General features: G+C 45.7%; 23 protein-coding genes. 15 read left to right on the top strand and 8 right to left on the bottom strand.

What is annotated here, in order from left to right; genetic code table 11:
* Positions 1-95: 95 nt before the first annotated feature.
* The 3 genes from purD to A6E01_RS12285 all read left to right on the top strand — a co-directional run bounded on the left by purD (position 96) and on the right by A6E01_RS12285 (position 2,863).
* Complete coding sequence (gene purD, locus A6E01_RS12275; protein ID WP_017027293.1) at positions 96-1,385, top strand: phosphoribosylamine--glycine ligase; 1,290 nt, start codon at positions 96-98, stop codon at positions 1,383-1,385.
* A gap of 179 nt (positions 1,386-1,564) precedes the next feature.
* Complete coding sequence (locus tag A6E01_RS12280) at positions 1,565-2,389, top strand: helix-turn-helix domain-containing protein (protein ID WP_065210294.1); 825 nt, start codon at positions 1,565-1,567, stop codon at positions 2,387-2,389.
* 126 nt (positions 2,390-2,515) lie between these two features.
* Positions 2,516-2,863 (top strand): helix-turn-helix transcriptional regulator, encoded by a 348-nt coding sequence (locus tag A6E01_RS12285; RefSeq protein WP_017027291.1) that lies wholly within the window; start codon positions 2,516-2,518, stop codon positions 2,861-2,863.
* 16 nt (positions 2,864-2,879) lie between these two features.
* Here A6E01_RS12285 and A6E01_RS12290 read toward each other — a convergent pair whose 3' ends face one another.
* Both A6E01_RS12290 and A6E01_RS12295 read right to left on the bottom strand, forming a co-directional pair.
* Entirely contained in the window at positions 2,880-3,575 is a 696-nt protein-coding gene (locus tag A6E01_RS12290; protein ID WP_017027290.1) for a DUF1481 domain-containing protein, read from the bottom strand.
* Positions 3,576-3,614: 39 nt separating this feature from the next.
* Positions 3,615-3,887, bottom strand: a complete 273-nt coding sequence (locus tag A6E01_RS12295; RefSeq protein WP_017027289.1) for an HU family DNA-binding protein — start codon at positions 3,885-3,887, stop codon at positions 3,615-3,617.
* A 256-nt stretch (positions 3,888-4,143) separates the two neighbouring features.
* On the opposite strand from A6E01_RS12295, the gene A6E01_RS12300 reads away from it, so the two are divergent.
* The gene (locus A6E01_RS12300; protein ID WP_017027288.1) at positions 4,144-5,259 is read left to right on the top strand and encodes a CNNM domain-containing protein; all 1,116 of its coding nucleotides are present in this window, start codon (positions 4,144-4,146) and stop codon (positions 5,257-5,259) included.
* Between the two features lie 52 nt (positions 5,260-5,311).
* Here A6E01_RS12300 and A6E01_RS12305 read toward each other — a convergent pair whose 3' ends face one another.
* Positions 5,312-5,899 carry a YjaG family protein gene (locus tag A6E01_RS12305; RefSeq protein WP_017027287.1) on the bottom strand — a complete coding sequence of 196 codons (588 nt, stop codon included), beginning with the start codon at positions 5,897-5,899 and terminating at the stop codon, positions 5,312-5,314.
* A gap of 79 nt (positions 5,900-5,978) precedes the next feature.
* Here A6E01_RS12305 and A6E01_RS12310 point away from each other — a divergent pair, with 79 nt between their 5' ends.
* Positions 5,979-6,905 (top strand): D-2-hydroxyacid dehydrogenase, encoded by a 927-nt coding sequence (locus A6E01_RS12310; protein WP_065210295.1) that lies wholly within the window; start codon positions 5,979-5,981, stop codon positions 6,903-6,905.
* A 52-nt stretch (positions 6,906-6,957) separates the two neighbouring features.
* Here the strand turns inward: A6E01_RS12310 and pyrE are convergent, their stop codons facing one another.
* Positions 6,958-7,599, bottom strand: a complete 642-nt coding sequence (gene pyrE, locus A6E01_RS12315) for an orotate phosphoribosyltransferase (protein WP_017027285.1) — start codon at positions 7,597-7,599, stop codon at positions 6,958-6,960.
* Positions 7,600-7,688: 89 nt separating this feature from the next.
* Positions 7,689-8,405, bottom strand: coding sequence for a ribonuclease PH (gene rph, locus A6E01_RS12320; RefSeq protein ID WP_017027284.1), 717 nt, complete (start codon positions 8,403-8,405; stop codon positions 7,689-7,691).
* A 188-nt stretch (positions 8,406-8,593) separates the two neighbouring features.
* On the opposite strand from rph, the gene A6E01_RS12325 reads away from it, so the two are divergent.
* Entirely contained in the window at positions 8,594-9,460 is an 867-nt protein-coding gene (locus A6E01_RS12325) for a YicC/YloC family endoribonuclease (protein WP_017027283.1), read from the top strand.
* Between the two features lie 58 nt (positions 9,461-9,518).
* On the opposite strand, the gene A6E01_RS12330 is transcribed toward A6E01_RS12325, so the two are convergent.
* Complete coding sequence (locus A6E01_RS12330; RefSeq protein ID WP_065210296.1) at positions 9,519-9,773, bottom strand: hypothetical protein; 255 nt, start codon at positions 9,771-9,773, stop codon at positions 9,519-9,521.
* On the bottom strand, positions 9,766-16,059 hold the full coding sequence (locus A6E01_RS12335) for an RHS repeat-associated core domain-containing protein (protein WP_237334476.1): 6,294 nt from the start codon (positions 16,057-16,059) through the stop codon (positions 9,766-9,768). The genes A6E01_RS12330 and A6E01_RS12335 overlap by 8 nt, the downstream gene beginning before the upstream one ends.
* 278 nt (positions 16,060-16,337) lie before the next feature.
* On the opposite strand from A6E01_RS12335, the gene gmk reads away from it, so the two are divergent.
* The 4 genes from gmk to trmH are packed head-to-tail and all read left to right on the top strand — an operon-like array spanning position 16,338 to position 20,138.
* Positions 16,338-16,961, top strand: a complete 624-nt coding sequence (gene gmk, locus A6E01_RS12340) for a guanylate kinase (protein ID WP_017027280.1) — start codon at positions 16,338-16,340, stop codon at positions 16,959-16,961.
* Between the two features lie 58 nt (positions 16,962-17,019).
* On the top strand, positions 17,020-17,292 hold the full coding sequence (rpoZ, locus tag A6E01_RS12345; RefSeq protein ID WP_017027279.1) for a DNA-directed RNA polymerase subunit omega: 273 nt from the start codon (positions 17,020-17,022) through the stop codon (positions 17,290-17,292).
* A gap of 36 nt (positions 17,293-17,328) precedes the next feature.
* The gene (spoT, locus tag A6E01_RS12350; protein WP_065210297.1) at positions 17,329-19,449 is read left to right on the top strand and encodes a bifunctional GTP diphosphokinase/guanosine-3',5'-bis pyrophosphate 3'-pyrophosphohydrolase; all 2,121 of its coding nucleotides are present in this window, start codon (positions 17,329-17,331) and stop codon (positions 19,447-19,449) included.
* A 2-nt stretch (positions 19,450-19,451) separates the two neighbouring features.
* Entirely contained in the window at positions 19,452-20,138 is a 687-nt protein-coding gene (trmH, locus tag A6E01_RS12355) for a tRNA (guanosine(18)-2'-O)-methyltransferase TrmH (RefSeq protein ID WP_065210298.1), read from the top strand.
* 19 nt (positions 20,139-20,157) lie between these two features.
* Here trmH and radC read toward each other — a convergent pair whose 3' ends face one another.
* On the bottom strand, positions 20,158-20,832 hold the full coding sequence (gene radC / locus A6E01_RS12360) for a RadC family protein (protein WP_065210299.1): 675 nt from the start codon (positions 20,830-20,832) through the stop codon (positions 20,158-20,160).
* Between the two features lie 175 nt (positions 20,833-21,007).
* Between radC and coaBC the strand changes: the two genes are divergently transcribed.
* From coaBC to lpxL (A6E01_RS12385), 5 genes are all read left to right on the top strand, one after another.
* Positions 21,008-22,210 carry a bifunctional phosphopantothenoylcysteine decarboxylase/phosphopantothenate--cysteine ligase CoaBC gene (coaBC, locus tag A6E01_RS12365; RefSeq protein ID WP_065210300.1) on the top strand — a complete coding sequence of 401 codons (1,203 nt, stop codon included), beginning with the start codon at positions 21,008-21,010 and terminating at the stop codon, positions 22,208-22,210.
* 10 nt (positions 22,211-22,220) lie between these two features.
* Positions 22,221-22,676, top strand: coding sequence for a dUTP diphosphatase (gene dut, locus A6E01_RS12370; protein ID WP_017027274.1), 456 nt, complete (start codon positions 22,221-22,223; stop codon positions 22,674-22,676).
* A gap of 53 nt (positions 22,677-22,729) precedes the next feature.
* Positions 22,730-23,320 carry a nucleoid occlusion factor SlmA gene (slmA, locus tag A6E01_RS12375; RefSeq protein WP_017027273.1) on the top strand — a complete coding sequence of 197 codons (591 nt, stop codon included), beginning with the start codon at positions 22,730-22,732 and terminating at the stop codon, positions 23,318-23,320.
* Positions 23,321-23,337: 17 nt separating this feature from the next.
* Positions 23,338-24,285, top strand: a complete 948-nt coding sequence (gene lpxL / locus A6E01_RS12380; protein WP_065210301.1) for an LpxL/LpxP family Kdo(2)-lipid IV(A) lauroyl/palmitoleoyl acyltransferase — start codon at positions 23,338-23,340, stop codon at positions 24,283-24,285.
* A gap of 464 nt (positions 24,286-24,749) precedes the next feature.
* Positions 24,750-25,697, top strand: a complete 948-nt coding sequence (gene lpxL, locus A6E01_RS12385) for an LpxL/LpxP family Kdo(2)-lipid IV(A) lauroyl/palmitoleoyl acyltransferase (RefSeq protein ID WP_065210302.1) — start codon at positions 24,750-24,752, stop codon at positions 25,695-25,697.
* Positions 25,698-25,737: the final 40 nt, after the last annotated feature.

Here is a 25,737-nt window from a genome sequence, read left to right on the forward strand (position 1 = left end):
AACGGATTATTAAAAGACTTAAAGTTTCATTTTAGTGCAAAGGCATACCATTAGATTCAACTAGGTAAGTGTCATTGCCATCAAAGGAAAAAATTATGAACGTTTTAATTATCGGTGCGGGCGGTCGTGAGCACGCTCTAGGCTGGAAAGCAGCACAAAACCCAAACGTTGAGACTGTATTCGTTGCTCCAGGTAACGCTGGTACAGCACTTGAGCCTAAGCTAGAAAACGTCGACATCGGCGTTGAAGACATCGCAGGTCTTGTTGCTTTTGCTAAAGAAAACAGCATCGAGCTAACCATTGTTGGCCCTGAAGCACCGCTTGTTATCGGTGTTGTTGATGCCTTCCGCGAAGCAGGACTGCCTATCTTTGGTCCAACTCAAGCTGCAGCTCAGCTTGAAGGCTCTAAAGCATTTACTAAAGACTTCTTAGCTCGCCACGACATTCCAACAGGTTCTTACGCAAACTTCACTGAAATTGAGCCAGCAATAGCTTACGTTCGTGAACAAGGCGCACCTATCGTTGTTAAGGCAGACGGCCTAGCAGCAGGTAAAGGCGTTATTGTTGCGATGACTCTAGAAGAAGCAGAAGACGCAATCAAAGACATGCTGGCTGGCAATGCATTTGGTGAAGCCGGTAGCCGCGTCGTTATCGAAGAATTCCTAGAAGGCGAAGAAGCAAGCTTCATCGTTATGGTTGATGGCGCTAGCGTATTGCCTATGGCAACCAGCCAAGACCATAAGCGTGTTGGCGATAAAGATACTGGCCCTAACACTGGTGGTATGGGTGCTTATTCTCCTGCGCCGGTAGTAACGCCAGAGATCCACAATCGTATCCTAGAAGAAGTTATTTACCCTACTGTACGCGGTATGGACGCTGAAGGCGCACCATACACGGGCTTCCTATACGCTGGCCTAATGATCGATGCTGACGGTACACCTAAAGTAATCGAGTATAACTGCCGCTTCGGTGACCCAGAAACTCAGCCTATCATGATGCGCATGGAATCTGACCTTGTTGAGCTTTGCCTAATGGCAATTGATGAGAAGCTAGACGAAGCAGAATCTAAATGGGATCCACGCGCTTCAATTGGTGTTGTATTAGCGGCCGGTGGTTACCCTGCTGATTACGCTAAAGGCGATGTGATTTCTCTGCCATCCGCAGATGCTGAAGACCAAAAGATCTTCCATGCAGGTACCGCTAACAATGAAGCAGGCGACGTTGTGACAAACGGCGGCCGTGTTCTTTGTGCTACGGCACTGGGTAACACAGTTTCAGAAGCGCAGCAGCACGCTTATGCACTAGCGAAACAAGTAAGCTGGAACGGTATGTTCCACCGCAATGATATTGGTTATCGTGCGATTGCTCGCGAGCAGCAAAAGTAATTAAGCTTTAACTCTAAGCAATACCAAAGCCACCTCAATTACTGAGGTGGCTTTTTTAATATTCATACACTGAATTTATACATTCCCTAAAGGTTTCTCTCTGTTTACCCCAAGCCAGCGCAGGTATAATGGTCTTACCAGAAAACCATAACTACCGTGAATACCCCTAAGCATTATCAATGACCATGAATAAGCAAAACTTCCATGAGCGACTCAAAGCACTAAGAATTGAAACTGGTTTATCCCAAGGGGATCTCGCCAATCAACTTAGTGAAGAGCATCGTGTATTTGCGAATGTCACTCAATCGATGATCAGCCTATGGGAGCGAGGAAAGGTCACCCCTTCAATCTTGCGTCGCGTGGGGCTTGCACATTTTTTCTCTGCTGATTACCAATATGATCAAGCCGAGCAACAACTCATGAAGCGGGCAAAGGCCTTTGAGATGTTGTTTGAAAAAGAGAACACGTTTTATAATTATCCGGTCACTAGCGAAGAGGTGATTCGATATTCACGCCTTAGCGAGTATCAGCGTGAATGGGTAAAGAATGCGCATTTATACGTGCTTGATGGCGAACTGGCTCTAGAAGAGTCAATGGCAATGCAAGATATCACCGACCCATGGGTTCGTATTTACTATCATCAAGGTGCTATAGTGGCAGCCTTAGTGTATGAAAAAACAGAAGATAAAATCACGATAGTCAGTCTATCTGCGATTAATATTTTCATCTGGAAGCATGTGCATAAGGACATCGCAACCCTTCCGCCAAAAACACTGATTCGAACAAGAATACGAGAGCCTAGCTTATCTCTATTGCTAAGAGACTTGTATGTCGAACCTGAAGAGTACTCTTGTGGTACTGAGATCTATGAAACTTCGATAGGCCATCTTTATCACAATACCTTTGTGAAGAATATGCTGGACAATGATGCCTACGACTTTCGCCTTCTAAGGTATGAGCTCTATAAGAGTGAAGAAGCACGGATTCTGCACGACGTCGCCTGATATCTTCTCATTTTCTGCACAAAATAATGCTATATATTTCATATATCTCGATATCGAAAAATATCGAATAGCGTGCCCTTTCTAACTCCATTATCGTGGCTCATCATCCAGATAAGGAAAGGGATTATGAGTAAAATTGAAAAAGCAGTGGACTACGTAAATCAACATTTCACAACGGCTCTAACTGCAGAAGCTGTCGCTGAAGCGTGTGACTGCTCTGTGTTTTACCTACCCAAACTATTTCGCAATAACCTAGGCATGTCTTATCAGCAGTATGTGATGTTTAAAAGAGTAGAGCGCGCCAAAAACCTGCTCGTAAACAGAAGGCATTACAAAGTATCAACCATTGCTATCGAATCTGGCTTTTTAGATGACACCTACTTTTGTCGTGTCTTTAAAAAACAGACAGGTATGACACCAATAGAATACAGAACTAGGCATATCAACATACAGAAGCTTCAACCCGCCTATTAGTTCCTACTCTATATCATTAGCTCTGTGAGGACGGTCGCTCAATGCACTCATACCCGCCGTTCTTGAGCATCAGCATTTTATCAACGACAATTTTCTTGGCTTTATACTCACCGATAAATGCAACAAAGTGGTCTTCATCTATCAAACGGTCAATGACAAATGATGGAAGCTGGTCTTTAAACTCGATACTGGTGAATGTCCTTCCTTCACAGGTAACAAATGCCCCCTCTTCCCAATAACCTTGTATCAGCTCTAATCCTTGTTCCTGCTGATTTTTTCCCTTAGCTATCAAGTCACTGGCTTGTTGCTTAACGTCATCAATCTGCTGCTTACGCATAGGCATAACCTTGCCATTGATACGCAATCGTTGATAAACCGCTTCTCCAGTGCCGCTGAAGCGCAGAGTCATCTGAAAAGGAATTAGATCACCGGAATTAGACAGTCTTTCACCTGTGCGGGACATTTCCCTAAGGTTATCACTATCCCAAGTGTAATGGCTTTTGTACCAAGTCTTATCTTTGAAGATCACATCATCGGAGCTTGATTCTGGGGAATCAAAACGCTCAGTGAGCCAAAATAAAGAGGTTTTTGTGTTGTCAATTTCGCCACCCGAATATTCAGTAATCTGGGCAGATTGACGCAGAGGAGTCGTAGCAGAAGAACAGCCCGCTAGGGTTAGAATAGCTAAAGCAGAAGCAATAAAGTGTTTCATAAAAAATACGCCGAGCGATGTCACTCGGCGTATTTTACATTAATTAACTGAATCTTTCAGTGCTTTACCAGCAGTAAATGCAGGAACATTTGCTGCAGCAATTTGAATCTCTTCACCAGTCTTAGGGTTACGACCAGTGCGTGCATTACGGTGAGATACTTTAAATGTGCCAAAACCAATTAGTTGAACTTGGTCGCCCTCTTTAAGAGCATCGGTTACGCCTTCAAGAGTAGCTTCAAGAGCTGCTTTTGCTTGTGCTTTTGATAGATCGGCTTTTTCAGCAATTGCATCGATTAATTGGGTCTTGTTCATTAGGGTTTCCCTTCTAAAGTGTTTGAAAACAAAGTCACTCTAAAGCATAAAGCCCCCATCTGGCAAAGGGTTGCGGGCGTTCTTTAGGTTCAAGCGAACATTTTTTAGCTCATTCTGCAATTCAACTCACAAATTGACCGAATCTGAAGGGGTTGATGCTTGTATTTTCAACACTTTCAACCTATTCAACAAGCTATCATTTACAGAAAATGACTGTCATAATCCGCCTGTTTCATAAACAATTCACTAGGGTACCATGTTACTTCTTACAATCTATGTCTCCGTTGCTATCGGAGTCTCGTTCATCTGCTCAGTTTTAGAAGCTGTGCTTTTGAGTATTTCACCAAGCTATATTGCTCAGTTGCGACAGCAAGGACATCCTGCTGCCGACAAGCTAAGCAAACTTAAGTCTGATATCGATCGCCCACTGGCTTCGATTCTGACACTAAATACCATTGCTCACACCATAGGTGCAGCAAGCGCAGGTGCACAAGCGTCTGTGGTATTTGGAAGCCAATGGCTAGGTGTGTTTTCTGCAGTGCTTACTCTTGGCATTCTGATTCTTTCAGAGATTGTGCCAAAAACGATTGGTGCGACCTACTGGCGCCAATTAGCACCATCTTCAGCAGGAATACTAAATTGGATGGTATGGATGCTACGACCTTTCGTTTGGTTCTCTGAGCAAATAACCAAGCGTCTATCTCGTGGCAATGTAGAGCCAAAGCTACGTGACGAAATCTCAGCGATGGCTATCCTAGCAAAAGATTCAGATGAGTTTGGTGAGGATGAAATTCGAATCCTTAACAACCTGCTGAACTTGCCAAATGTACCCGTAACTAAAGCGATGACACCGCGACCTGTGGTATTTCGTGTTGATGCAACGCTCTCTATTAATGAGTTCTTAGCAACCCACCACGATACGCCGTTCTCACGCCCTCTGGTTTACATTGAGCAAAAAGACAATATCTGTGGCTTTGTGCACCGATTGGAGCTGTATAAGCTACAACAGAAGGGCAGAGGCACTGAGGCGCTAGGCAGCGTCATGCGTCCTATTCATGTATTCCTAAACAATAGCGCTTTGCCTAAGGTATTCGCGAACATGCTAGCTCAAAGGCTACATATTGCTTTGGTTGTTGATGAGTACGGCACAGTGCAAGGCATCGTAACCCTTGAGGATATCTTTGAGTTTCTATTAGGAAAGCAGATCGTCGACGAAGCTGATAAGAACCGCGATATGCAAGTACTGGCTCAAGAGCGCTGGGAACAGTGGACCAAGAAAAAAGGCGTAATCATCAATAATGATGATGAAGAGCCTATTGAAGAAGAACAAACCGAGGATAAACAGCCACCCGCTGAGCCTACGGAAAAATAAATAAAAAAACGGGAGCCATAAGGCTCCCGTTTTTTTTAACTCAACTCTCAGCTTATAGCTGAACGCCGATATTGCTGACGCTTTCTTCACGAAGCTCAGCACGCAAATCTTTAATCAGGTCTACATCGCGCTCGGTGCATTCACGTAGAGGGCGGAAGATAGCCCACTGCACATCCCACTCGTCACACACGGCTTCATTATCTTTCTGATTGTCATTGGTGATCTCTTCGCTGCCTTGTGCAACTTCAAGATCGGCCACTGTCATGACTGAGTTCTGGCTAATTTTTTGTACTGACTCAGGCAATAGGTCACGATCAAGCAGAGAATGAAGTAGCTCTGCTAATCCCATGCATGCATCGATTGCAGGGTACACACCATAAAAGTCGAACTCTTCTGAATTAGGAACCAGCTCTTCTAGCTTCTCTAGTTGGCGCTCAAAGTTTACCTTTGCGCTCTTCACTGTAAGTAGCTCCCAAACGCTATCGAGAATATCTCGGTAGATTCGTGCCTCGGCAAATTCCGTTGTCTGACAAAACATGGCATAGTTTGGATACATACGTTCACACAAACTGACCATAAAAGTGATTTGTTGCCAAGGTTCTAGCTTATCAATACGAACCTGAAGAGGATTCTGTAACATAACGACTCACAATTGTGGGAAAACAGCAAAAGTGTACTTGATAACACCCAAATAACAAAGAAACAGGGACGCGCTTTCAATGAAAACTGCCACTCAATACCTTTATGTATTGTCTAAAAACAAACAAGAGTACCTAGAACTGCTAAAAAGTGCCGATTTGCCACAACTTGAGATTACCGAAGACCCCTCTCTGGCGAATATCCTGCTTGCTTCCCCACCGATGGCCTCTGAGGTTATTAACGACTTCCCGAATCTTGAATGGGTGCAGTCCATCTATGCGGGAGTGGATGCGTTAACTCAGCCTGCGCCGCGCAGTGATTACCAACTCACTAACGTTAAAGACATCTTCGGACAACCCATCAGTGAATACGTATTAAGCTACTCCATTGCACACTTTCGTCACTTTGCTACCTATAAACAACAGCAAGCCGAGCAAGTATGGCAACCCTACCCTTACGTTTGCTTGAACGAGAAGACCTTAGTCATCTTGGGCACCGGCTCTATCGGCGCTCATCTGTCGAACGTAGCAAAAGCGTTTGGCCTGACGACTATTGGAGTGAACTCTAGCGGCAAGGCTCCTGAAAATAGTCAGTTTGATTCTGTCTTTCCGATATCAGAGCTCAACCATGCATTAAGCTTGGCGGATATTGTAGTGTCGGTATTACCGAAAACGGCACAAACTAAAGGCGTGCTCAACAAACAGAGCTTGAGTCATTGCAAGCAAGCGCTGCTGTTTAACGTAGGGCGTGGCGATGCCATAGAAACCGATGGACTGCTCAGCGCATTAGAAGAGGGCAACCTTGAGCATGCTTATCTCGATGTGTTTATCAATGAGCCTATTTCCCAGCAATGCCCGTACTGGCAAAATCCTAAGGTAACAGTGACACCGCACATTGCAGCGCATAGCTTCCCTAACCAGGTTATGGGGCTATTTAAAGACAACTATCGACGTTGGCTAAATGATGAGCCTTTAAAGGCTATCGTCGACTTTAATAAAGGCTATTAAAACGCAAAACGCCACCCGAGGGTGGCGTTTTAGACTCTAATGTCAGGCTCGATTAGATGCCGTATTGAGCGCGGTACGCTTTTACTGATTCAAGCTGCTCAGCGTTATCGCCTTTCTCTTCAAGGAAGGTGATTAGGTCAGTTAGGCTAACAATCGAGATGATAGAGCAGCCGAAGTCACGCTCTACTTCTTGGATTGCTGAAAGCTCACCCTTACCCTTTTCTTGACGGTCAATAGCAACCAACACACCCGCAAGGTCTGCACCGTTTGCTTGGATGATTTCCATTGATTCACGGATTGCAGTACCGGCAGTAATAACATCGTCCACCAGCATGATACGGCCCTCTAGAGGACTACCTACCAGGTTGCCGCCTTCACCGTGGTCTTTTGCTTCTTTGCGGTTAAAGCAGTATGGCTTATCTGTGTCATGATGGTCAGCTAGCGCTACCGCTGTAGTGGTTGCGATTGGGATACCCTTGTACGCAGGGCCAAATAGCACATCATAGTCAATGCCAGAATCCGCTAGTGCCGCTGCATAAAAACGACCAAGGCGTGCTAGGTCACGACCAGTATTAAACAGGCCAGCGTTAAAGAAGTAAGGGCTAGTACGGCCAGACTTCAGAGTAAACTCACCAAACTTAAGAACCTGTTTCTCAAGTGCAAACTCAATAAATTCACGCTGGTATGCTTTCATTCTTTTCTCTCTTTTATAACGATTTAAACATGTGTACATACGTCTCCTTCGGAGACAAAAAAATAGCCCCTAAAGGAGCTATTTAAAAACTATTCTGCCAGTGCAGCCTTCTGCACTTCAATGATGTCAGCAATGCCCTTTTGAGCCAGAGCCAGCAGTTCCATCAACTCTTGATGAGAGAAGGGTTCGCCTTCTGCAGTGCCCTGAACCTCAATCATTTTGCCTTCTTCCGTCATGACTACGTTCATGTCGGTATCAGCAGCTGAGTCTTCAACATACTCTAGATCACATAGGCCTTGGCCATCAACGATACCAACAGAAACTGCCGATACGTGTCCCTTCATAGGGTTAGCCTTTAGCTTGCCTTGTGCCACAAGCTTTTGGAATGCATCAGCCATAGCAACGCTTGCGCCAGAGATAGAGGCTGTGCGAGTACCGCCATCCGCCTGAATCACGTCACAGTCAACCGTTACCATGATTTCACCCATTGCTTCTAGGTCAACCACAGCACGAAGGCTACGTGCGATAAGGCGTTGGATTTCCATTGTACGGCCACCCTGCTTACCACTTGCCGCTTCACGACGGTTACGCGTATGCGTTGCGCGAGGTAGCATGCCGTATTCTGCCGTTACCCAACCTTTACCTTTGCCTTTCAACCAACGCGGAACATTCTCTTCTACAGAGGCGTTACACAATACCTTGGTATTACCAAACTCCACTAATACAGAACCTTCTGCATAAGCGGTGTAGTTGCGAGTCATTTTAATAGGACGAACCTGATCTACTGCACGATCGTTTGGACGCATTGAGAGTCACCTAAATAATTGGGTATGGGATTGGGTCGAGATTATATAGGAACATGCCACAGGATGCGACCATGCAAGGAAGCTATGATTTGTATCAAGACGCTCTGTTTTGTGCGAAGAAGTGCGGTTTTGTGCTAAGATTGCCCGCAATATAGACGCACACCTATGTGATGAATAAAGGTATTTTAATGATTTACAGCATGACCGCTTACGCGCGCAAAGAAGTTAAAGGCGACTGGGGCAACGCAGTATGGGAAATCCGCTCAGTTAACCAACGTTACCTAGAAACCTATTTCCGCTTACCAGAACAGTTCCGAGGCCTAGAGCCTATCCTTCGCGAGCGTTTTCGTAAGCGTTTAGCACGCGGTAAAGTGGAGTGTCACCTGCGCTTTGAAGCAAACCCAAGTGCTAAGGGTGAGCTAACCATCAACGAAGACCTAGCAAAGCAGGTTATCAACGCTGCAAACCAAGTAATGGCAATGACGGGCGAAACTAGCCGCATTAATCCATTCCAAGTAATGCAGTGGCAAGGTGTGATGGAAACACCTGAGCAAGACATGGACACGGTAAACAAAGACCTACTGGCGGGCTTTGAGGGTGCAATTGCTGACTTCATCGAAGCACGTGCAAGCGAAGGCGAGAACATGAAGGCTCTGATCGATCAGCGACTAGAGGCCATCACTGCTGAAGTGGTTCGCGTACGCGCTCGCATGCCAGAAATCCTACAATGGCAACGTGACCGCCTACTAAGCAAGTTTGAAGAAGCGTCTATCGAGCTAGACTCATCTCGCGTAGAACAAGAGCTTATCGTATTGGCTCAAAAATCTGACGTTGCAGAAGAGCTAGACCGCCTAGACTCTCACGTAAAAGAAACCACCAGCATCATGAAAAAAGGTGGCGCTGTTGGCCGCCGTCTAGATTTCATGATGCAAGAGTTCAATCGTGAATCAAACACACTAGCCTCTAAATCTATCAGCACAGACATCACCGCTTCTGGTGTTGAGTTGAAAGTTCTGATTGAGCAAATGCGCGAGCAGATCCAGAATATTGAATAGTCGATGTATGCTTTAGAGCATTCAAAGGCCCTGCGGTCGAGTCGAACCTCGGGGCCTATTATTTCTGCTTTTGAACTCCAAACGTCACAACCCAAGCCACTAATAATAAACCAATCCCCTTTTCTAGAAACAATCGACTATAAAATCTAGAACTATGTGACTCCCTGCTTACTACCTCGCCATTCAAAACTAAATATCCCCGTTCGAACACCTCATACGTGTAAAACGAAAAAACAATAAGTACAGCAAGTAAGCCCAACTTCAACGGAAGATAAAGCTTTTCTGAAACAGTAATTGAAAGTTTTTTAGTCACAAGGAGTACCCTCTCGTTTTGTATTTTCCATTAGTTTTCTGGCAGCTTCTTGTCCAAGAGAGTCAGCGGTTAGTTTTGATACTCCCTCATAAACAATTTTCGCTCCCTTCTGTTCTAAGGAGGCTATACCTTTGGTAATTGTAGATACTGCCTCTACTTTTTTTGCGACACTAACGTCCACCATAGCTGATATTACTTTTTCAATCGGAGCTTCTTCTGCAAGCGAAGCTGCAGCAATTGCACTTAAATCAGAGACTATGGAAGATCCAACAGTCAAAGCAGGATTAGCTGTCCCGATACCTACCCATTCAATATTGGAAGCTGTGTCTGATACAACTTCTAACGTTTCTTTTAGCCCTCTCTTGTACTCGAGTTCATTAAACTCCCAACTTTTCCACTCACCGCCCGTTAAATATGAATAAAGCCCTAGCAGATCAATATACTTCAACGGATTCCCACTTACATAACCATAGGCCATTTGTTGGCTAGGATCACGGAGCAACATGTCGGTGTTGAGCTGAGTTGTTCTTATAAGCTCATGCTGAATCTCTATGGGTAGATACGTATTTTTTAGGTTCCAATAGTCTGGTTGCACAAAGCGATTTGCGTGTGGGTTGTACCAGCGAGCGTCTAGATTAATAAGGCCTGTGCTGCTCTCTGTATATTGGCCTGTGTATTGGTAGGGCATGAGCTGTGCTAATTGCTTGTTAGCATTTACCCCTGCATTGATTTTCCAGAACGTTTTGTCGTTGTGCTTGCGGTAGGTCTGTCCAAATGGGCTGTAGCCTAGTCGCATTGCGGTTGTTCCAGTCTCATCTAGTGCATGTATAGCACTTCCTAAACGATCATGATGTACGTACAAATGGGCAATATCTGAGCCTTTAGTACCGCTAACTGCTAGCAAAGGGGAATCGAGGTCATACAGTTTTTGATGAAGCACCTCACCATAGGGAAGATCATCTCGCGGCAGTAGCGTCAATGAACGGAACGGGGAGTACTCATTGCCCTCGGAGAACCACTGCCCTTGTTCCTGCCTGCCATCATGATGACTATACAAGGTGCTTATATTTTGCTGAGCTTTGTTGCTTGAATTTCCCTTTTGAGAAGCACTATAAACTCGTTGGGATTTTACACGCCTTGAGCGAGCGTCATATCCATAACTCACAGAGCTACCGTCTGGGTTAACAACGCTAGCCAACCGCCCTAGGGCATCATGACTATAAACTTGCTGTTCCGCCCCATTGCGAACTATCACCAAGTGACCATTAGCATCGTATTCATACTCAAACGCTTGATTGAGAGCGTCTGTTTCATCATCACTTTCACAGTTTGCATCAGCACACAGAAAGCCAGGTAGTCTGTGACCTTGCATCTCTATAAGCTGATTTGCCAAGTTGTAGCGATAGGCATAAGTGTGTGATTTCGTTTTCTTGTGTCGCAGGTTGCCCGACTCATCCCACTCATATTCAAGATCTTCTTGTGCTGGGTAGTCCGCTCGAATTAGTCGGTTTACTCGGTCATATTCGAAATAAGCCCACTGGTCATTGTCTGCTAATTCTGACTTGCGGTTTTGTGCAGTAACATTACCCGCAGGATCATAGTGATACTCAAGCACTTCAAGGGTATCCCAGGTCCCTCTCCAGCGATTGCCTTTATATTCTTCCTGTTCGATGTTGATCTCAATGATTCGACCAAGGGCGTCATAGGCTATTGTTCGTCTACTGTGGTTAGGATAATCAATCTGTACTACCTGTCCCTTCTGGTCATATGTGAGATTGAAGACTCTAGACCCTTCACTACTTTCTCGCTCAATCTGGATAACCCTGCCTTGGGCATCATGCAGATAATGCACGCCCTCTGTAGTGGTTAACTGACTGTAGGTACGCTTACCCACAGAGTTATACTCATAGTGGAAGCTTTGTCCTATCTGCTCATTGTCCACCTGTATTAATCGACCAGCAGCGTCATAGCGGTATTGCTCCGTCAGCTCCGGGCTACCAATGCTCGCTAGGCGCCCCAATCCGTCGTAGTTCAACCTTTCGCTAACCCAGCTGCCTTGATGGTGATACTGACGCTCTGTCATATTACCGCGCTGATCATAGTGGAACTCAATGTCGGTATTGTGCTCTGGCTGATAAACATGACTCACTTGCCCTGCGAAATCATAGTCATAATGCCATTGCTCACCCAACTCATTGCTAAATGAACTCAGTCTGGCTAATTCATCATAAGAAAACGACTGGCTTCCCCCATTGGGTGACGTCACACGAGTAAGCTTGTTGGCCGCATTGAACTGATATTGAGTGACCGCGCCATTAGCCTGCTCTATCTGAGCTAGGTTTCCGAAGTCGTCATATTGATATGAGGTCACATGTGAGAGTTGATTGGCATAAGTCTGAACTTGGTTTTGGTAGTTATATGTCCAGCTTTCACTGCCCCCAAGAGCATCAGCCTCTATTGATAACCTGCCAAGTTCATCGTATTGAAATTGAGTCATGTTTCCGAGGGAGTCGGTCCTCGCTACCAACTGGTCAAAGGCATCGAAGCTCTGACTGGTTTCTTCGCCAAGACGATTGCGAATAACAACAGGGCGACCGGCTGAATCAAGTTGGAAGCGTTTCGTGTGCCCTGCGGCATCCGTTGAGCCCACAACTCGACCCAAGCTATCTAGTATGTTTGACTTGCGATGCCCAAGAGGGTTGATGGTGGCAAGCAGTCTTCCCATTGCATCATATTGATACTGAGTAGCGGCTCCACTGCTGTTTTCTGGCTCAACCATGTACGACAGCTGATTATCTGCGTTGTAGTCGTACTCCCATCTAAATCCATCTCGGTCGGTATAGCCAACAATGTTGTCATTTGCGTCATATTGCCAAGACTCCATATAACCAAGAGGATTGGATGCCGAAATCCTGCGGCCTGCCAAGTCGTAATAAAAGCGATGTGAGCTACCATCAGGCAAGGTAAGCTCAGTCACCTGACCCAACTCGTTATAGCGGTATGTATTGACTACCCCCAAGCGATAATAGGGAAGTTGCTCCGTTATAACTCGGCCATTTCCATCATAGGTGTAATAACTTGCTCGCGACTCTCCCTCTCTGCTTGTCACAATCTCAGAGATCATGTTCCCTGCAAGGTTATATTCTCGCTTTATAAGCACATCAATAGGCGTTGCAACTGAAGCAACTAATCCTTGTTGATTGTATTGGAATCGCCACTCTTGCCCAGCAGCGTCTTTATACTTAAGTAAGCGTCCTAATAAATCGTAAGTTCTTATGCTAACTCGACTATTGCCCAACTCCATAACAGCACGACGGCTGTCAGACTCGATTTTTGTCACCACCAGCTGACTTGGTTGTTGTTCAAATCTCCATTGCGTTATCAATCCAGATTTATTGATATGAAGAACTTTGCGCCCCAACAGATCATAGGCAAACTCCTCAATCCCCCCTTCGGAGTCAGTCACCCTGACAGCTTGACCAAATGCATTGTATTCGTGGTCGAATACACCACCAGTAGCATCACTTTGTCTTACTGGTAGACCGCGCCAATTCAATTCATTTTGTATCCGGACTTGCCCATTATTGGGCGCTGATATGGATACAACTTGCCCTAGTGCATTAACCTGATATTGAACGCTGTTGTGATTGCCATCTTGAGCTTCAACAATGTGGCCTAGTTCATTTCGCCTATATTGAACGAGGTATGAACTGCGTTCATTATCGTAAATGGCCTTTAAATGGCCGGCATCGTCATAGAAATGCTCTGTAATATTGCCAAGAGGATTAGAGATAAATTGAATATTCCCATCAGAGTAATAACTCCAATGTGAAGAATGATGAGTGCTGTTTGTTTCTGAGATTCGGCGACCGGCGAGATCATATTCAAATGCCTTGCTTACCTCAGTCCCTTCTAGGTGCGAGCTAATGAGTCGATTGCGAACGTCGTATTGGTAGTGCCAAATGGCGCCATGAGGCAAGGCTACCTTGACCAAGTTATTTTCTGCATCATACCCATAGTGGGTAAAGTACTCGCTGTTGCCATTTTCGCTTGGCATGACTACACGCTTGCTCGCGACTCGTTGACGTGAGGTATAAGAAAAGTAGGTTTTTACTCCAGAGAAGTCTTGATGAAAGGTGATAAGACCATTGCGGTCATATCGATTGATCGCTTCCCTTCCCAAGGAGTCAACAATATAGGTTGGCGAATCTAAGCTTCGTCCATCTTCACTCAGATAGTCATAGCGAGTTGTTCGCCATAGGGATTGTGGCGTTGAATCTGAGCCCTCAGAAACCCAAAGCAGTCGCCCTATTTTGTCGAATTTCTGATGAAGGATAAAAGACTGTTCAGGAAGTGTATTCACCCCGAAGCGTTCAATGCGAATGGGATACCCGAAATCATCGTACTCAAATAGAGTGTGATTGCCCTGTTGATCCACTCGCTTGATAAGTAGGTTATCAAGCCACTCTTCTTTAACGGTTGAACCGTCTGCTAGGGTTTTCGTCTCAAGTCGCCCATCCACATCATAGTTAAAGTGTGTAGTGTCGCCTGCATTGTTCGTTTGGGTTAATACTCGCCCTTGCGCATCTCGAAAATATTCCATTCTTCGACCAGCGGGATCCGTGCGCGATAGCAACCTCCCATAGTCGTCATAGCTATAGAGATAAGCCTCTCCTAGCTCATTATATTCCGCAGCTAGGTTCCCGCGATTATCGTATAGGTTGCTAACTTCACTACCATCACTCTCGAATACCTTAGAGACGATTTGGTTGTTCGCGTTGTACTGATATCGGGTGCGAGTTCCATTGCGGTTAATCACCGTTGTAATTCGATTGGAGAAATCATATTCGTAAGAGAAGGCGTTTCCACTCGCATCAATTTGGGTATCAACAACGGTCTTTTCACTCTGTTGACGATAAATATAGTGCGCGCTATTTCCCTCACCATCCGACTTCAGCGTCAAGGCTAATGGGTTAGCTTGGTGATCGTATTGATAGCTATGCTGCTCCCCATCAAATTGCACAACATCGGTTAGCATACCTCGTTGATAGGAATAGCGAGTGATTCGACCCTCTTGATCGACTATCTCGGAGAGTCGCCCATCAGCATAAGAAAAACGCAAAGTACGTCCCAGTTCATCGGATAGCGATACGGGTTGTTGCTTGCTATCTCTTTTAATGTCTACTCGTCGACCGTCATTGCCGATAACCACAACCAAAAAACCATGAACATTGTATTGGTAGCGAACCCCTTGAGTATCGGTAACAACAAACTCCCCCTCATCGTTAATCTCTAGGCGTGCACTATGGCCGGAATTAGCGGTAATAGTGGAGCTAGCAACATCAAACGAGAACAGCTTGCGTGCTCCTTGAGGCGTTACCCACTTTATGGTGTGCAGGCCTATTTCATATTCAGCAGGAAAGTGTGGATCAGCGGAATAACGATTCTTCTGTCGATAGACCTCAGACTGAGCGTCATTACGGGTGAGTGTGTCTAGGGTTGTTTGAGCTTTGTCCCTCTTCTGAACATAGATATTTCTCAACGAGACTAGCTCAGATATCGCTTCCGCTAGCTTCTGTTGCACACTGGCTTCGTTAAAGGCAATGCGATCGGTAAATGAGGTCTCTAAAATGGCGAGACTGGCTTCAATATCATCGATAATCCCTTGATACTGATTAACCACGGCTTGGTTTGCCTCAATAAGAGAGGAGGCATCAATATCCACTCCCCATAAAATACGGCTATCTAAGGCACTATGCCAACCTGCACCTAACGACCATGCTGAGCCTTGGTTAAGCCTATGCTGCCGAGTAAGAGAAAACAGTGGATGAGTATAATCTTGCTCGCGGATTATCTTACATCCCGAATACAATTCCACAGGACAATCACTGTCATCGCCTTCAAGCCCTTGTTCGCTATTCTGTTGTTGCTGTTGTTCGTTATCATCTTGACTATCAGTAGTTTGAGCCTCTGTTTCTGCTGCATTTTGATCGGCTTCTATCCCAGCACTGGAAGCGGCATCTGCTGTCTGCGTCGAAATATCGCTAACTTCAGATTGAATAGCATCGGCATCCTCTTTGACGGGATCAGGCTCTGTGTCAGGCTCTTCACTATCCTTGTCGTTGTCATCATTTTCATCGTTATCTGGAATCGTAGGTTCCCTTCCTCCATCACAGGAAAGTGCTCCTTGGCACTCACTCAAGAGAGAAATTTCTAACGCACTCACCATTCTTGTCACGCTAGACAACAACAAGAACATCACCAACAACCCAAACAGTTTTTTCATACTCGACCCAAGACACTAAAGCGGTTTGCTTGTTAGTGTATGAATCACTGGATATTTGCAGGTTTGATTCGTTTGGAGCTAGCTTCCAGATCCTTGTCGATAGCAACACAGAATCTTACAAGCTGGCGTTCTGAATATTATTGACAGTTGTGATCTGGCGTTTTTCCGTGCTATCCTTCGCAACCATTTTTCTAGGGTTATTGCGATGTTAACTCTAGTGCTATCTTTATTGATGCTTATTCAATAACACTGTTCATCACTATTTCGGAGCTCTACGAATGGGAAAAGGCACCCTATATATCGTTTCTGCACCTAGCGGAGCAGGCAAATCTAGCCTGATATCAGCTATGCTGGAAAAAAACCCGGTGTACGCAATGAAGGTTTCTGTTTCTCACACTACGCGCGGAGCTCGCCCTGGTGAGGAAGATGGTGTTCACTATCATTTTGTTGAACGCAATGAATTTGAAACATTGATAGAGCAAGGTATCTTTTTAGAGCACGCTGAAGTATTCGGTAATTACTACGGTACGTCTCGTGTTTGGATTGAAGAGAACCTAGATAGAGGCATTGATGTGTTCTTGGATATTGACTGGCAGGGCGCTCGTCAAATCCGTGAGCAGATGCCACACGCGAAAAGCGTCTTTATTCTTCCACCATCTAATGGTGAGCTTGAGCGTCGCCTAAATGTGCGCGGTCAAGACAGTACAGAAATTATCGCTAAGCGAATGAGTGAGGCGAAATCGGAAATGTCACACTATGATGAATATGACTACATCATAGTTAATGACGATTTCGACGCTGCTTTGATGGATTTTAGAGCCATTCTGCGTGCAGAACGCCTTAAACAAGACAAACAAACAGCGAAATACAGTGGAATGCTATCAGCTTTACTAGCAGAGTAATCTAGAAAGCTGTATAATTTCCCGTCATTTAAAAAATAATTTAGTAATTGGAGTCCTCATGGCACGCGTAACTGTACAAGATGCTGTTGAAAAAGTTGGTAACCGTTTCGACCTTGTTCTAATTTCTGCTCGTCGCGCACGTCAAATGCAAACTGGCGGTAAAGATGCACTTGTGCCAGAAGAGAACGATAAGCAAACAGTAATTGCTCTTCGCGAAATCGAAGAAGGTTTGATTACTAAGGAAATCTTGGACGCTAAAGATCGTCAAGAACAACAAGAGCAGGAAGCAGCAGAACTAGCAGCCGTAAGCAGCATCGCTCACACTCGCTAATCTGCACAACACCTCGTAACCTTTTGGGCCCGTAATTTGTATCTATTTGATAGCCTTAAAGATGTTGCCAAAGAATATTTAACAGAGCCTCAAGTTGAGGCTCTACGTCATTCTTATTCGGTAGCAAAAGAAGCACACGAAGGGCAAACGCGCTCTAGTGGCGAACCCTACATAATCCACCCAGTGGCCGTTGCAAGAATTCTTGCAGAAATGCGCCTCGATCTTGAAACCCTCCAAGCAGCACTTCTTCATGATGTTATTGAAGATACCGAAGTCACCAAAGAAGAACTTGAAGACCTTTTTGGTACTGCTGTAGCTGAACTCGTTGACGGTGTTTCGAAACTCGACAAGCTGAAATTCCGAGACCGTAAAGAAGCTCAAGCGGAAAACTTCCGTAAGATGGTTCTGGCGATGGTTCAGGATATCCGCGTCATCTTGATTAAGCTTTCTGATCGCACGCACAACATGCGTACGCTCGGCGCGCTGCGCCCAGATAAACGTCGCCGCATTGCTCGTGAGACTCTTGAGATCTACTCACCACTGGCTCATAGATTGGGTATCCATAACATCAAAACTGAGCTTGAAGAGCTTGGCTTTGAAGCTCTTTATCCCAACCGTTATCGCGTCTTAAAAGAAGTGGTGAAAACCGCTCGTGGTAACCGTAAGGAGATGATCCAACGCATTCACTCAGAGATTGAGGGACGTTTGGAAGAGTGTGGTATCCACTTTAAGGTCTTAGGTCGCGAGAAGAATCTTTACTCTATCTACAACAAGATGAAGACCAAGGAACAGCGCTTCCATACCATTATGGATATCTACGCGTTCCGAGTAATTGTTGATAATGCCGATACCTGCTATCGCGTGCTTGGCCAAGCTCATAGCTTATACAAGCCACGTCCTGGCAGAATGAAAGACTACATCGCGGTACCAAAAGCGAACGGCTATCAATCACTACACACCTCTATGGTTGGCCCTCATGGTGTTCCTGTTGAAGTACAGATTCGTACTGAAGACATGGACCAAATGGCGGACAAGGGTGTTGCTGCACACTGGTCTTACAAAAATAATGGTCAACGCTCTGGCACTACTGCGCAGATTAAAGCTCAGCGCTGGATGCAGAGCCTGCTTGAGCTTCAGCAAAGCGCCGGTAACTCTTTCGAGTTCATCGAGAACGTTAAGTCGGATCTGTTCCCAGATGAGATTTACGTGTTCACGCCAAAAGGCCGCATTGTTGAATTGCCTGTAGGTGCCACTGCCGTAGATTTTGCTTATGCCGTACATACCGATGTGGGTAATACCTGTGTGGGCGCGCGCGTTGACAGAAATCCATATCCTCTAAGCAAATCACTGAAGAACGGTCAAACGATCGAGATCATCAGTGCACCAGGTGCAAGACCAAACGCGGCTTGGCTTAACTATGTTGTGACTTCTCGTGCTCGTACTAAGATCCGTCAGGTTCTTAAAACGATGCGTCGCGAAGAATCCGTTGCCTTGGGTCGTCGTTTGTTGAATCACGCCTTGGGCCGCCACTCTATCGATACTATCTACCCAGAGAATATCGCGCAGGTTCTTAGTTACCTCAAACTAGAGTCGGTGGACGATATGCTAGCGGCTATCGGTCTAGGCGAATTGATGAGTATCATCGTTGCGCGCAGACTACTAGGTGATGCTGATTTACTTACCGAAACCAGTTCTGTAGAGCCTCGCTCTGATAAGAAGCTCTCTATTAAGGGCGCTGACGGTATCCTTCTGACTTATGCTAACTGTTGTCACCCAATTCCTGGTGACCATATTTTGGCACACGTATCTCCGGGTCGAGGCTTAGTTATCCATAGGGAAACTTGTCCAAATATCCGTGGCTATCAGAAAGAACCTGATAAATACATGGCGGTTGAATGGTCTGAGAGTCATGAGCAAGAGTTCATTGCCGAACTACAGATCGATATGCAAAACAGCCAGGGTGCACTTGCAGAGCTAACCAATGTTATCTCTCGCACTGGGTCAAATATCCATGGTATTTCTACTGAAGAAAAAGATGGCCGTTTGTACACAGTGACCGTTGCCTTAACCACTAAGGACAGGGTTCACCTTGCTGGCATCATGAAGAAGATTCGTGTAATGCCACATGCGCTTAAAGTTCGTCGTCGTCGTAGGTAACAATGAGTCCAGAACGTTATCAAAAAATTGTTTCCGTTCTTAAGGCTCGCCAGCCGGATTTAACCCTCTGCTTAGAGGAAGTGCACAAACCCAATAACGTGTCTGCAGTGATAAGATCTGCAGATGCGGTTGGGTTGCACAAGATACATGCTGTTTGGCCCAACAAAAAAATGCGTACCTTGAGCCACACTTCCGCAGGCGCACGCAATTGGGTTGAAGTAGAGACTCACGACACCACCCAGCAAGCTTACCAAGCGCTAAAAGCTCAAGGTATGCAAATTCTAGTGACCAACCTGTCCGACACCGCTGTTGATTTTCGTGAAGTGGATTACACCAAACCCACCGCTATCGTCCTCGGTGGTGAAAAAGACGGAACCAGCAGAATGGCTGTAGAGATGGCCGACCAAGATATTATTGTGCCTATGGTAGGCATGGTGCAGTCCTTGAATGTATCAGTGGCTAGCGCCTTGATCTTATTCGAGGCACAGCGTCAGCGCCAAAATAAAGACATGTACAATAATCCCCCCCAGCCACTCTCCGATAGTATTATTCAGAAGACACTGTTTGAACGCGGTCACCCCGTATTGGCCAAGGTCGCCAAAAGGAAAGGTCTGCCTTATCCTGAGCTTGATGATGCAGGACAAATTGTCGCTGATTCAAATTGGTGGACAGAGATGCAGCGTCGGTAACAACCACTAATCTGCATTGCTACATCCAACCTCTCTCTGCAAATGACACTACCTCACCATCCCCCACAACAAAATGATCCAGTATTCGAATGTCCACCAGCGCAAGAGCATCGATTAAACGACGTGTAATGCGTTTGTCTGCCTGACTGGGCTCAGCAACACCCGATGGATGATTATGTGCGAGAATCAAGGCGCAGGCATTGTGTTGCAATGAGCGCTTAACCACCTCTCTAGGGTAAACGTTCGCCGCATCTATGGTGCCTTCAAATAGGCTTTCATGATTGATGACTCGATGCTGATTATCGAGGAATAGTACATAGAAGACCTCGCGCTGTTTATCCCGTAGTAAACTCAGCAAAAACAGCTTGGTCTGTTGTGGACTCGTCAGAGCGTCCCCTTTTTCTAGGGTTTCCGCAAGATAGCGCTGTGTCATTTCGATAAAGGCCTGCAGTTGCACATATTTGGCCTGCCCTAGCCCTTTATGCTGGCAAAACTTCTCTTGCGGTGCGGTTAATATGTGCCGCAATGAGCCAAAGGATTTCAACAGATGATCAGCAAGCTCTAAGACATTCATCCCCGGACATCCTGTACGCAAAAAAATAGCGAGCAATTCAGCATCCGTTAACGAGCTTGGACCATGATTGATTAACTTTTCTCGAGGGAGAGACTCTTTAGGCAGTGCTTTTAATGTCATCTTATCCCCTTGCAGATCTGGTTAGCCTTGTAGTATTGATGCAAAATCCGCATTCAGAGGATGAGTTAAGAAAAAACTTGCACACAAATCGCAAGCAATCAGTCCACTTGTCAAACTCTAACTCCAGCCCAATATATGGTATGGTTACCTTATTAATTTAATTGAGAAAATGAGCATGCAACCTCTTGAAGGGAAAAAAATAGTTCTCGGTATCAGCGGTGGTATCGCAGCCTACAAATGTGCTGAATTAACTCGACGCTTGTCTGAACGAGGCGCTCAGGTCAAAGTTGTCATGACCAAAGCAGCCAAAGAATTTATCACGCCATTGACCATGCAAGCCGTCTCGGGACAGCCCGTATCTGAAAGCTTATTAGACCCAGCGGCAGAAGCGTCTATGGGGCATATTGAAATAGCAAAATGGGCCGACCTAGTCCTGCTTGCCCCTGCAACTGCAGACCTTATCGCACGTATGGCTGCAGGTATGGGCAATGATCTACTGACCACTGTGGTGCTAGCCACCGATGCACCGGTTGCTGTTGCTCCGGCAATGAATCAGCAAATGTACAAAAACGTGGCGACCCAAGAGAATATTGCTACGCTACAGCGTCGTGGAATGAGCATCTGGGGTCCAGCGTCTGGCGAACAAGCCTGTGGCGATATCGGTGCAGGTCGAATGTTAGAGCCAATGCAGTTAGTTGAGCGATGCATTGCTCAATTTCAGCCTAAACTATTGCAAGGTAAGAAGATTGTAATTACCGCAGGCCCGACTCAAGAAGCTATAGACCCTGTGCGATTTATCTCTAACCACAGCTCAGGAAAGATGGGTTACGCTCTGGCAGAGCAAGCGGCTAGACTCGGTGCTGAGGTTACGCTAATCAGCGGCCCGGTAAACCTAGCAACACCCGCTAATGTCACGCGCATTAATGTATGGAGTGCTGAACAAATGCATAAAGCTGCGATGGAACACGCGCCTCTGAGCCATGTGTTTATCGGTTGTGCTGCGGTAGCGGATTATCGTCCGGCTGAAATCGCAGAGCAGAAGATGAAAAAAGTCGACGGCAGCGATGAGCTTGTCGTTCGCATGGTGAAGAATCCCGATATTATTGCGGGCGTTGCAAATCTTACGCACAACAGACCCTTTACTGTTGGCTTTGCCGCTGAAACTCAAGACGTCGAGAAATATGCCCTGGATAAACTGTCGAGAAAGAAACTCGACCTCATCTGCGCCAATGATGTTTCTCAAGCGGGTATCGGCTTTAACTCAAACGACAATGCGTTAAATTTATACTGGCCAAATGGCCACAAGAATTTCCCTCTAGCAAGCAAACAAGCATTAGCGCAAAGCATACTAGAGCAGATTAACGAACTTACTCAATAAGCATCAAGCAATGAAAAAAATCGACTTAAAGATCCTAGACTCTCGTATTGGCAAGCAGTTCCCATTACCTCAATACGCGACTGAAGGCTCAGCCGGGCTAGACCTTCGCGCCTGCCTAGACGAAGCCTTAATTGTCACCCCAGGAAAAACACATCTTGTGCCTACTGGTCTCGCTATTCACATCGGCGACCCTAGCCTGGCTGCGACTATTCTGCCTCGTTCAGGCCTTGGCCATAAGCACGGTATTGTATTGGGCAACCTAGTTGGCTTGATTGATTCTGACTATCAGGGCCAGTTAATGGTTTCTGTGTGGAACCGAGGACAAGATACCTTCACCATAGAGCCTGGTGATCGCATCGCTCAGCTGGTTTTTGTTCCTGTGGTGCAAGCCGAGTTTAACTTGGTTGAAGACTTCGACGCCTCTCATCGAGGTGAAGGTGGCTTTGGTCATTCTGGTAAAAACTAACGCTCTAACGTAATTACTACAGTCAAAGAATAAACAGAAAAAGGACGTGATTAATGACAGGCAAACGTAGTTCAAATCGTCGCGACGAGATTTTGCAAGCACTTGCTTTGATGTTGGAATCCAGCGATGGTACTTCCAGAATTACTACTGCTAAATTAGCGCAACAGGTGGGCGTATCGGAAGCAGCGCTTTATCGACACTTCCCAAGTAAAGCTCGCATGTTTGAGGGGTTAATCGAGTTTATCGAACAATCGGTTTTAGCTCGTATCAACCAGATCATGGATCAAGAAAAAGACACCATGAATCGATTGCATGAAGTGCTGCGATTCGTTCTCCTTTTTGCGGAGCATAACAAAGGTCTCTCTCGCATCCTTTCCGGTCATGCGCTAATGTTTGAAAATGAAAGACTTAGAGAACGCATTAATCAGCTTTTTGGTAAAATAGAAAGCCAACTTAAGCAAATTCTAAGAGAAAGAATGCTACGCGAGGGCAAGGGCTTTGCTGTGGATGAGAAAGTTCTGGCTGCTATCGTGCTGAGTTATGTTGAGGGTCGCTTAAATCGCTTTGTGCGTAGTGACTTTGAAATTAAACCATCCGCTGATTTTGACGAGTATTGGACACTGTTAAGCCAGCAACTAGCTTAAAATCCTGGAAGGGGATCATGAATAAATACGCTCCGCCTCAGTTTTCATTCAAATTGCTCCACCCTAAATACTGGAGTGTTTGGATTAGTTTTGGTGTTCTTGCACTGCTTGTGAATCTGCTGCCCTATGCCGTTCTTTATAAATTAGGGCGTGGGTTTGGTAAATACTCAAGTAGGTTGGCGAAAAGCCGAGTTAAGGTAATAAGGCGCAACATTGAACTCGCCTTCCCTGACAAAACGGCTGAAGACGCTGAGCGTATTGTAGAAGAGAATATTAAGAATACAGGGCTTGCCTTTGTTGAGATGGGCATAACTTGGTTCTGGCCCACTTGGCGATTAAAGCGTCGTATACGCACGGTTAACCTGCAGCAAGCGATTGATTTTGAAAACGAAGGGCGTGGTGTATTGCTGTGTCACCCGCACACGTTAAACCTAGAAATCAGTGCTCGCGCCTTCGCAGTATTGGGCTATCCCGGTAGTGGCGTATATCGCCCAAATAACAACCCTGCCTACGACTTCATTCAGTATTGGGGCAGAACCCACAACGGTAACAAGTTGGTGGATCGCAAAAACGTCAAAGAGATGATTCGTGTTCTGAAACGTGGCGAGCGACTATTTTACTTAGGCGATCATGACTATGGTCGAAATAAGTCTGTATTCGTCCCATTCTTTGCTGTAAAAGAGGCCTGCACAACGACTGGGGCCAATATGCTCTACAGTCTAACCAATTGCGCTATGATCCCTGTAGCGGGCTTTAGAGACGACAGGGGACAGTATGAATTGAACCTTGCTGATTCCATTCATGAAGAGTTTCCAAAGAAAGATCTTGAAGCAGGCGCTACCTTGATGAACCAAGCTTACGAGCAAGTCATTTTACGCCAGGTTGACCAATGGATGTGGGTACACAAGCGTTACAAGACAATGAAAGATGAAAGCCTGCCTAAAGGCTATCGATACAAGCAATAACACAATCTAAATTTAATAATCGTGTTCAAGAATACGTAACTTGATCTGCACAATCACTGATAGTGAGAGCATTAAGCGTCATTAAAAAAACTTCACTATTAGTGATGATTCACACTACTCCATTTTGAATTTATACATAATTCCGTGGCTTATTGGATCGTATATCTAGGGTCTGTTGACCTTTTGAGGTTGTTTTTGTAGCGATTTGTTGGGTATTTATACAAGGCAGTCGCTTTTAGGTGTGGTGGTTCCACATGAAAAGTGACTAACGCGGTAGAAATGCCCAACAAAGCGCTACCCGAAGGGCTCGTCCAGAACCCATTTACTCTGCGTTGAGCGACTTTTGCTTAGATGACTAGGCGGCAAGTCCCTCGCCTTGATTAAATGACTTCTGGTCGAGCAAAATTTAATCGCAAAAGGTCAACAGACCCTAGTGACTAACTAATCCGCTTTGAAAGGAATTTATGAGTAAATACGACGGTCCCACCTTTAGCACTGCGCTTCTGCACCCTAAATACTGGGGAGTTTGGTTTGGCTTTGGGCTTCTAGCTCTGCTAGTTAATGTTCTTCCTTTTCGTGCCCAATTACTATTAGGCCGAGGCTTGGGAAGAATGGCGATGCCATTCGCAAAGAAACGAGTAAAGGTAGCCCATAGGAACCTTGAGCTTGCTTTCCCTACTATGCCTCAGGACGAGATCCAGCGCACTGTCATCGAGAATTTCAAGAACACTGGCTTCGCACTGTTTGAAACGGGCATCACTTGGTTTTGGCCAACGTGGAGGCTAAAGCGTCACCTAAAGGTGCACAATGCAGAGCCAATCAAAGGGTTTGCGGCACAGAAAAGAGGGGTACTGGTTTGCCATCCTCACGCCCTTAACCTTGAAGTAAGCGCACGTGCCTTTGCCGTATTAGGATACCCAGGTCACGGCGTATACCGCCCACATTCGAATCCAGCATACGATTTTATTCAGTATTGGGGCCGTACGCACAACGGCAATAAAGTTATCGACCGTAAAAACCTCAAGGAGATGATTCGCACCCTAAAAAGTGGCGAGCGTCTATTCTATTTGGGAGACCACGATTACGGCCCGAATAAATCCGTATTTGTGCCCTTCTTCGCCATCCAAGATGCCTGCACAGTCACTGGAGCCAATATTCTAGTGAAGATGACCGACTGTGCGATTATTCCTATGACAGGCTTTCGTGACACTGATGGGAAGTGGGAATTGTACTTCGATGACCCTATTCACGAGAACTTTCCTAAAGACGATCTCGAAGCAGGTGCAACCTACATGAATAAAGCTCTAGAGGTTGCCATTCTCAGAAAGCTTGACCAGTGGATGTGGCTGCATAAGCGCTATAAAACCATGAAAGATAAAAGCTTGGCGAAAGGCTGTCGTTATCAAAACTAAATAAACGCCACCAGCCCTAGATGCAAAAAGCCCCTCACTT

Source organism: Vibrio breoganii (assembly GCF_001677275.1).
Lineage (GTDB): Bacteria > Pseudomonadota > Gammaproteobacteria > Enterobacterales > Vibrionaceae > Vibrio > Vibrio breoganii.